Source organism: Pseudomonas sp. 43NM1, from assembly GCF_002836905.1.
GTDB lineage: Bacteria > Pseudomonadota > Gammaproteobacteria > Pseudomonadales > Pseudomonadaceae > Aquipseudomonas > Aquipseudomonas prosekii.
This window is the reverse complement of the sequence record NZ_MKGS01000042.1, coordinates 1-9,827: the sequence shown is the minus strand read 5'-3', so window position 1 is coordinate 9,827 and position 9,827 is coordinate 1. Positions and strand designations below refer to the sequence as shown.

Here is a 9,827-nt window from a genome sequence, read left to right as displayed (position 1 = left end):
CGACTCAACACCGCGGCCCACGCCGCCATCAGCATCATGTACAGCGTGGTGCCGTGGCGCTGACTCAACGCCTTCAGCGCCGCCGTCAGTTGTTCATCGAGACGAATGTCGACGCTGCTGCCGGCGTAATCCTGCTGCGCCGGGCGTGGCCGGTCGGTCGGCAACAGCAACAGGGCCGGGGCGCCGGCCAGCGCTTGTTGCCAATATTCGCTCTGGCGTTGCAGCAGCTCGCCGCTCAACCAGCGCCGCTGCCACCGGGCAAAGTCGCCATATTGCACGGCCAGCGCCGGCAGCGGATCGGCCTCGCCCTGACTGAATGCCTGGTACAAAGCGATCAACTCAGCGGTCAGCACGCCCATCGACCAGCCATCGGCAACGATGTGATGCAGGGAAACCAGCAACACGTGGTGATCATCGGCGAGGGTCAGCAAACTGCCGCGAATCAACGGGCCATGCTGCAAATCAAACGGCTGCGCCGCTTCGGCCTGAATCCGCGCGCGTAATGCCTGCGGCGATTGCGCCTGATCACGCCAGTCTTCGATTTGCAGACGCAACGTCGCAGCGGCGTCGATCGACACCTGCGGCTGGTCCTGATGCTCGACAAACCGGCTGCGCAACGTGGCGTGCCGCTCGACGATGCGCGCCAACGCCCGTTGCAGCGCCGCGACGTCGAGCCGCCCGCGCAGCCTGAGGCTCGCCGCAATGTTGTAGGCGCTGTTGCCGCCGTCCATTTGCGCGAGAAACCACAAGCGCTGCTGCGCAAACGACAGAGGCGATCCTTCGTCATCCGCGCCAGCCATGATCGCCGGCAAAGTACTGCGCCCGGCTTCGGCCAGCACCTGCGCGACCGCACTCAGTTGCGGGTTGGCGAACAGTTCATTCAAGGCCAGCTCGACACCTAAACGCAGACGAACGCGCGAGACCATGCGCATGGCCAGCAACGAATGGCCGCCCAGTTCGAAAAAGTGATCCTCGCGGCCGACCTGCTCGACTTGCAGCACTTCGGCCCAGATCTGTGCCAGCACGGTTTCGATTTCACCCTGCGGCGCCTGATATTCGCGGGTCAGCAGCGCCGCGTGATCGGGGGCCGGCAATGCTTTGCGCTCGACCTTGCCGTTGGCGTTCAGCGGCAGCTTTGGCAGGTGCACGCAGGCGGATGGGATCATATAGTCCGGCAGCGAATTTTGCATATGAGCGCGCAGGCTTTCGCCGCTCAACGCCGCGCCGTGCACGGTGTAATAAGCCACCAGGCGCTTGTCACCCGGCACGTCCTCGCGGGCCAGAACGACGACGTCTTTGACTCCGGGGCAGGTTGCCAAGCGTGCTTCTATTTCGCCCAATTCGATGCGGAAACCACGGATTTTCACCTGATCGTCATTACGCCCAAGGCATTCCAGCAAGCCTTGCGCGTTCCAGCGGCCGAGGTCGCCGGTGCGGTACAGCAAGGCCTGAGGATTGCCACTGAACACGTCAGGCACAAACTTTTCGGCAGTCAGCTCCGGGCGATTCAAATACCCCTTGGCCACGCCCTGTCCGCCGATGCAGATTTCGCCGACAACGCCGATTGGCACGGGTTGCTGAAAAGCGTCCAGCAGATAGATCTGCGTGTTGGAAATCGGCCGGCCAATCGGCACGCTGTCGGCATCGGCCGCTAAGGATTTCACTTCATAAGTGGTTGCGTAAGTGGTGGTTTCAGTCGGCCCGTAGCAGTGCACCAAGCGCAGTTCTGGAGCGAAGGCCAGCAAACGCCGAAAAGCCGCCGGGTCCGCGCGCTCGCCGCCGCACAGCAGAATTCGCAAGCCCTTCAGCGCTTCGGGAATCAGTTGCACGTATTGATTGAACAACGCCGTGGTGACAAACAACACGGTTGCCCCGGACTGACTCAACACCTCACCGAAACGCGTGGGATCGAGCAGCGTCTGCCGATCAATTACCAGCACTTGCCCGCCATTGAGCAGCGGCCCCCAGACGTCCATGGTGCTCGCGTCAAATGCCGGATTAGAGGCGAACGCCACGCGATCCTGCGGATTGAAATCGGCGTAACCGTTGTTGATCACCAGTCGCGTGATCGCCCGGTGCGGGACCAATACGCCTTTTGGTGTGCCAGTCGAACCAGAGGTGTACATGATGTACGCCAGCGCCTCCGCGGACTGCGCAAGCTGCGGATTGTGCGTCGGCACATCTTCGCCGGATGGCAATTGGTCCGGGTCGATGCGCCGGGCGGGAAAATCAAGGCTGGCGCTGGCTGGGCTCAGCACACAGTGCGCCCGACTGTCCTCGACCATAAAACGCTGGCGCTCGGCCGGCGCGTGAATGTCCAGCGCCACATAGGCCGCCGCGCACTTGCTGATCGCCAATTGGCTGACCAGCAAACCCACCGAGCGCTCCAGCAGGATCGCGACGTGGTCGCCGGGTTTGAGCCCAAGGCTGATCAGGTGATGAGCCAGGCGATTGGCGCGGATATTCAGTTGCCGATAACTGAGGATTTGCTCGCCGTGGACCACGGCAATCGCCTCGGGCTGCGCGAGTGCCAGCGCTTCAAACACGCCGTGCACGGTCAGTTGATCCGGGTAATCGCGGCGCGTGTCGTTGAAACCGAGCAACAATTGCCGGCGCTCGCTCGGCGGAATAATCGCCAACCGCGTGCTCGCCGGATCAGCCGGTTGCTCAAGCGCCCACACGAGGTTTTCCAGGGCCTGATGCAAGTAACCGCAGATGCGCGCCGCGTCGATGCCGGGCGCCGTCAGTGCGGTCAGGGCAAAATGTTCGCCGAGGTCATCGACACTCAAGGTCAGCGGGTAATTGGTCCGCTCTTCGCTGCTCAGCGCCGCGATGCCGCGCCACGCCGCGAGCGCTTCGGCACTGGCATTGGCGGCGCTGGAGGCGCTGTGCCGATAGTTGAGCAATGCGCTGAACAGCGGCGTCGGCGCCACGACTGCGCTGCAGCGTTGGGCCAGGGCCAGCGGCGCATGTTCGTGGCGCAGCAATGTGGTCAGGCGCGCATGGGTCGCCTTGACCGCGGCGTGCAGCGATGCGCCGCCGATATCGACGCGAAACGGCAAGGTATTGATGAAAATTCCCAACGCGCGGTCGGTCGCGTCGGCACCAAGCATGCGCCCCATCAGCACCGTGCCGAACACCACCCGCTGCTTGCCGGACACCACCGCCAGCACCTGCGCCCACGCCAGGTGAAACAGACTCGCGGCGCTCACGCCCAAGTGTCGCGCCCGCGTGCGCAGACGCCGGCCCAGCTCGGCATCAACCTCGCGGCGGGCCTCTTCGATGGCGTGGCCGTCGCCCTGCACATCCTGCAAACCGAACGGCAAGGTCGGTTCATCGATATCGCCGAGCATCTCGCGGAAAAACGCTTCGTGCTCCTGTTCGCTGACCCCGAGCAACGCGTGAGCCACGTAAGTGCGAAATGGCACCGCGTCGCCCAGCCGTGCGCTGCGCCCGAGCAGGAACGCCTGCATTTCCTGGCTCACCACTTCCAGCGCGCTGTGGTCGAGGGCCATGTGGTGAAACATCAGCATCGCAACGATGCGCTGGCTCGGCGCATCCCACGCGTGCACCAGCCGCAGCAACGGCGCCTGGGTCACATCGATTCGGTAACGCCGACCGTCGAAACGCTGGTGCAACTGAGCGGCGATCTCGCCGTTAGCCGGGTCGAGGTGCAGCGCTTCGACCGGCAACGTCGCCTGTCGCCAGACCACTTGCATCGGTCGCTCCAGCCCTTGCCAGACCACCCCGGTGCGCAAGATGTCGTGACGGTCGATGACGCCCTGCAAGGCGCGGACAAAATCGTCGAGGCGTTCGCGGCTGTCGAAGGCGAACCGCGATTGCATGATGTACGGGTCGCCCTGTGCGGCGCTGACGTGGTGGAACAGGATGCCTTCCTGCAACGGCGCCAACGGGTAAATGTCCTGCACATTGCCCGCGCCGCCGGGCACGGTGGCGACGATGCGCTCGATGGCGGCCTGATCAAGTGTCGCCAGGGTCAGCATCGACGGGGTGATACACGTGGTGCCGGGGAGGATCGCGTTGGCCGGCACCTCGACCGAACCGGCGCGACTCGGCGAATAGTCCCCGGCGCGGATCATCGCGATCAGCGCCGGTTTGTGTTCGCGCATCGAGGCAAGGATGGCCGGCTCGCTGAGCGCCTGTTTGTTGCCTTGCACCAGCAGCTGATCACCCTTGAGCGACAGCTGAATATCCTTGGCTTTGAGTGTCGCGAGTAATTCGATCACGCTCACAGGACGATCTCCATTCGTTCGGTTACAGCGGCGTAGCCCGCCAGCGTCGGGTGTTCGAACAACGTGCGCACATCGGCTTCAAGGCCCTCCTGACGCAAGCGGCCCATCAGGCTCACGGCCAGTAACGAGTGGCCGCCCAGTTCGAAGAAATTGTCGTCGCGCCCGACCTGTTCGACGTGCAACAACTCGGCCCACAGCCGCGCCAGCAGTATTTCGGTATCGCCAATCGGCGCCTGATATTCGTGGACTCGCATTGCGCTCAGGCCCGGGGCCGGCAAGGCTTTGCGGTCGAGTTTGCCGTTGGGGCTCAGGGGCAAGGCGTCGAGGTGGACGAACAGTGCCGGCACCATGTAGTCCGGCAGGTGTTGCAGCAAATTGCCGCGCAGCGCTTCGATGTCCTGCGCGATGCCGGTGTACCAGGCGACCAGGCGTTTATCGCCGGGCACGTCTTCGCGAGCGAGGACCACGGCTTCCTGCACGCCGCTGCACTGAGTCAGGCGCGCCTGGATTTCCCCGAGTTCGATGCGCAAACCACGGATTTTCACCTGGTCGTCGTTGCGTCCCAGGTACTCGATATTGCCGTCGGCGCGATACCGCGCAACGTCGCCGGTGCGGTACATGCGCGCGTTTGGATCGTCGCTGAACGGGTCCTGGAGAAAGCGTTCGGCGTTGAGTTGCGCGCGGTTCAGGTAACCGCGGGCGACTTGCACGCCGCCGATGTACAGCTCGCCGATCACCCCCAGAGGCACCGGTTGCCGGTGCGCGTCGAGCAAATAAATGCGCGTATTGGCAATCGGTTTGCCAATCGGCGTGTTGTCCGGCACTTGCGTTGAAGGCCCGGCGCAATGCCACGCGGTGACGTCAACCGCCGCTTCGGTCGGGCCGTAGAGGTTGTGCAACTGAGTGGCGGGTAATTGCGCCTGGAAACGCCGCACCACACTGCCCGGCAACGCTTCGCCGCTGCACATCACGTTTTTCACGCCGTGGCAGGCAGCGACGTCGCCGTGGGCGAGGAACACGTCGAGCATCGACGGCACAAAGTGCAGCGTGGTGATCTGCTCGGCGGCAATCACTTCGCAGAGGTAGGCCGGGTCCTTGTGCCCTTCCGGGCGCGCCATCACCAGTCGCGCGCCGGTCATCAGCGGCCAGAAGAATTCCCACACCGACACGTCGAAACTGAACGGGGTTTTCTGCAACACCGCGTCGGTCGGCGTCAGGTTGTAAGCGTCCTGCATCCACAGCAAACGGTTGACCACCGCGCGGTGTTCGTTGATCACGCCTTTGGGTTGACCGGTCGAGCCCGAGGTGTAAATCACGTACACCGTGTGTCGCGGCGTCAGCGCCGCAACCTGCGGATTGGCGATTGGCTGCGCTTGCCACAGCGACTGATCAACCTCGAGATCGATCACCGGCACTGCAACGGCACCGAGCAAACCACGCGTGCCACTTTGCACCAGCACCGCGACCGGCGCGCAGTCTTCAAGCATGTAGGCCAGACGCTCCAGCGGATAGCTCGGGTCGAGCGGCACATAACCGCCGCCAGCCTTGAGAATGGCCAGCAGGCCGACGACCATGTCGAGCCCGCGCTCAACGCAGATCGCCACCCGCGAATCCGGCCCGACGCCGTGTTCGCGCAAATGATGGGCCAGTTGGTTGGCGCGCTCATTCAGTTCGCGATAGCTCAGCCGTTGCGGGCCGGCGAGCACCGCTGGCGCCTGAGGCGTGCGTTGCGCCTGGTCTTCGAACAAGCCATGAATGGTTTGCTCCAGCGGGTAATCGGCTTCAGTGGCATTCAGTTCAAACAGCAGGTGTTCACGCTCCCGCGCAGTGAGGATCGGCAAGCGATTGAGGGCGCGTTGCGGCGTCTGCTCCAGCGCACCGACCAGACCTTCCAGCGCCGTGTGCAGGTAATCGCAGATGCGCTGGGCGCCGACCTCGGCAACGGTCATCGCGCTGAGCATGAAACCTTCGCCAAAGTCATCGACATTCAGCGTCAGCGGGTAGTTGGTGCGTTCGTCGCTGGTCAGCGTTTGAATCCCTGGCCACTGGTTTTGCGCGGTGTGCTGCGGGTCACTGTGGCGATAATTGAGCATCGCGCTGAACAGCGGCAATGGCGCCGCCACCGCGCTGCAACGTTGCGCGAGTGCCAGCGACGCATGTTCGTGGCCGAGCAATGCGCTGAGCCGCACATGGGTCGCTTTGAGCGCATCGCGCACGGCGTTTTCACCGAGATCCACGCGCAACGGCAAGGTATTGATGAACAAACCCAAGGCACGGTCGGCGCCCTCGCCGCCCTGCATGCGGCCCATCAACACCGTGCCGAAGACCACCGCGTCCTTGCCCGAAGTGGCGCCCAACACCTGCGCCCAGGCGAGATGAAACAGGCTGGCGGCGCTGACCCCAAGCAGCCGCGTTTGCACGCGCAGACGCTGGCTCAACTCTACCGGCAATGGCTGTCGCGCCTGCTCGATAGCGGCGCCATGCCCTTGCACATTGTGCAAACCGAACGGCAGCGTCGGCTCGTCAATGTCGCCGAGCATGTCGCGGAAGAAGCCTTCGTGTTCCTCCTCGCTGACGCCGCGCCGCGCCTGAGCCACGTAATTGCGATAAGGCATCGCGGCGCCGGGCAGTTGCCCGCCACCGAACAACAAGGCGTGAATTTCGCCACGAACCACGTCCAGCGCGGTGTGGTCGAGGGCGATGTGGTGGAACAGCAACGTCGCCTCCACTCGATTTTGCTGCAGCGGGTCGCGCGTGTAGAACATACGAATCAGCGGTGCCTGGGTCAGGTCGAGGCGCTCGGGCAGTTGATCGGCCGGGGCTTCCAATAGCAACAATTGCGCCTGACGCCAGACCACTTGCAGTGGCTGGCTCAACCCTTGCCAAACCACCGCGGTGCGCAGGATGTCGTGACGGTCGATGACTTTTTGCAACGCCTGGGCGAACGCTTGCAGGCGCTCGAGGCTGTCGAATGCCAGCGCCGATTGCAGCAGGTACGGGTCGCCCTGCTCGGCGGTGATGTGGTGGTAAAGAATGCCTTCCTGCAACGGCGCGAGCGGGTAAATGTCCTGCACGTTGGCGCCGCCGCCGGGCACGTTGGCGAGCACTTGGTCGATGGTGGCTTGGTCGAGGTCGACCAGCGGCAACAGGTCTGGGGTAATGTGCTGGCAACCCGCAGTTATCCGATTGGCCGGGACCACGATTTCGCGGCCACTGCCAATCGCAGCGGCCAGCGCAGCCAATGTCGGTTGGCTGAACAGCACACGCACGTCGGCGCTCAAGCCTTGCTGGCGCATGCGTTCGATCAGGCTGACGGCGAGCAGCGAATGGCCACCGAGTTCGAAAAAATTGTCTTGCCGACCGACACGTTCAACCTTGAGCACGTCGGCCCAGATTTGCGCCAACGCCGCTTCAACCTTGCCTTGCGGCGCCTCGTACTCGCGATTCAGCAGCGCGGATTGGTCCGGTTCGGGCAAGGCCTTGCGATCAAGTTTGCCGTTGGCGGTCAGCGGCAAATGGTCGAGGCGCACATACGCTGAAGGCACCATGTACTCCGGTAACTGCCCCTGCAAATGGTCGCGCAAGTCTTCGATCAGCAGTGGCGTGTGTTCGACGAACCAGACGCTCAGGCGCTCGTCGCGCACCAGCGCCACCGCCTCTTTGATCCCGGCGTGACTGGACAATGCTGCTTCGATCTCGCCGAGTTCGATGCGCATGCCACGGATCTTTACCTGATCGTCGTTGCGACCGAGGTATTCGAGGCTGCCGTCGGCCAGCCACCGCGCAAGATCACCGGTGCGGTACATCCGCGAATGCTCGACGAAAGGATCCTGAAGAAAGCGTTCGGCAGTCATTTGCGCACGATGCAGATAACCCCGCGCGACCCCGGCGCCGGCCACGTACAACTCGCCGGCGACGCCGATCGGCACTGGCCGTTGCTGTTCATCGAGCAAGTAAATCCGCGCATTGGCGATTGGCTGGCCGATATGCAGCGGCTCGCCGACGTTCATTCGTCCCGAGGTCGCGACTACCGAAGCCTCAGTCGGACCGTAGTTATTGATCACCGCAAAGGTTTGCTGGCGAGCGAATTGACGCAAACGGTCGCCGCCGATCAGCAACGTGCGCAAGGTCGGGTGTTCGAGGTGTTGGCTGAACGCGTATTCGGCCACCGGCGTCGGCAGGAAACTCACGTCCAGCGGCTGCGCTTGCCACCAATTCAGCAGCTCATCGATGTTCTCGTTGCCGACATCCGCCGGCGGCAAATGCAAGGTGGCGCCGCTGCACAGCGCTGGCCAGACCTCCCACGCCATCGCATCAAAACCAAACCCGGCGACGCTTGAGGTCTGGCTGTCCTGGCCCAGATCAAACGCTTCGCAGTGCCAGTGCACGAGGTTTTCCACGGTGTGATGCTCAACCATCACGCCTTTCGGCAAACCGGTCGAACCCGAGGTGTAGATCACATACGCAAGGTGCGCCGGGCTCAAACCGGCGATCAGCGGGTCGGCGATGGACTGTTGTTGCCAGGTCGCCCCGTCGAGGTCGATCAGCGGGATGTCACCGAGCAAAGCGCGGGTTGCACTTTGCGCCAACACCGCGACGGGCGCGCTGTCCTGCAACAGATAAGCGATGCGCTCCGGCGGGTACGCCGGATCAATCGGCACGTAACCGCCGCCCGCCTTGAGAATCGCCAACAGCCCCACAAGCATGTCCGGCCCGCGCCGCACGCAGAGCGCCACGCGGTCATCCGGTTTGACCCCGTGCTGGACCAGATGATGGGCCAACTGGTTGGCGCGACGGTTGAGTTGCTGATAGTTCAGCTCCTGCGAGCCCTGAACCACCGCCAGCGCATATGGGCGCAACTGCGCCTGCGCTTTAAACAAACCGTGCAAGGTCTGCGGGCTCGGATAATGCGTGTCGGTGATATTGAAGGTGTGCAGCACTTGCGCGCGTTCGTGCGCCGGCACGATCGACAACTCGTTGAGCGCCCGCTGCGGGGTTTGCTCCAGCGCCTGGATCAGTTGTTCAAGCTCGGTGTAAACGTATTCGGCCACGCGCCCGGCGCCGACCGAGGCCAGGGTTTGCACGCCCAGTCGAAAGCCTTCACCGGCATCGTTGACGTTCAGCACCAACGGGTAATTGCTGCGCCCGCGCACATTGAACACCTCGATGCCGGGCCAACCGACAAAGCGCTGGCCACCCTCGTCCGCCGCGCTCAGCCGATAGTTAAGCAGTGCGCTGAACAATGGCAGTGACGAAGGCACGCCGCTGCAACGCTGGGCCAGCGACAGCGATGCATGTTCGTGACCGAGCAATTGCGAGAGCCGCGCATGGGTCGCACGGACCGCCGATTGCACGCCGACCGCATCGACGCTGATGCGCAACGGCAGGGTATTGATGAACATTCCCAGCGCGCGGTCGGCGCCCTCGCCGCCCTGCATGCGACCGAGCAGCACGGTGCCAAACACCACGTCTTCGCGCCCGGTAACCTGGCCCAACACCTGCGCCCACGCCAGGTGCAGCACGCTGGCGGCGCTGACCCCGAGTTGCCGCGCCTGTTCGCGCAACCGCTGGCTC

The 9,827-nt window shown here is 63.6% G+C and carries 2 protein-coding genes; both read right to left on the bottom strand.

Going from position 1 to position 9,827, the window contains the following annotated elements; genetic code table 11:
- Positions 1-4,253 (bottom strand): non-ribosomal peptide synthetase (locus BI292_RS06145; RefSeq protein WP_157831216.1); only part of this gene is annotated, 4,253 nt, incomplete at its 3' end.
- Positions 4,250-9,827, bottom strand: a 5,578-nt coding sequence (locus BI292_RS06140; RefSeq protein ID WP_157831215.1) for a non-ribosomal peptide synthetase, incomplete at its 5' end; no start/stop codon positions are given. The genes BI292_RS06145 and BI292_RS06140, both read right to left, overlap by 4 nt.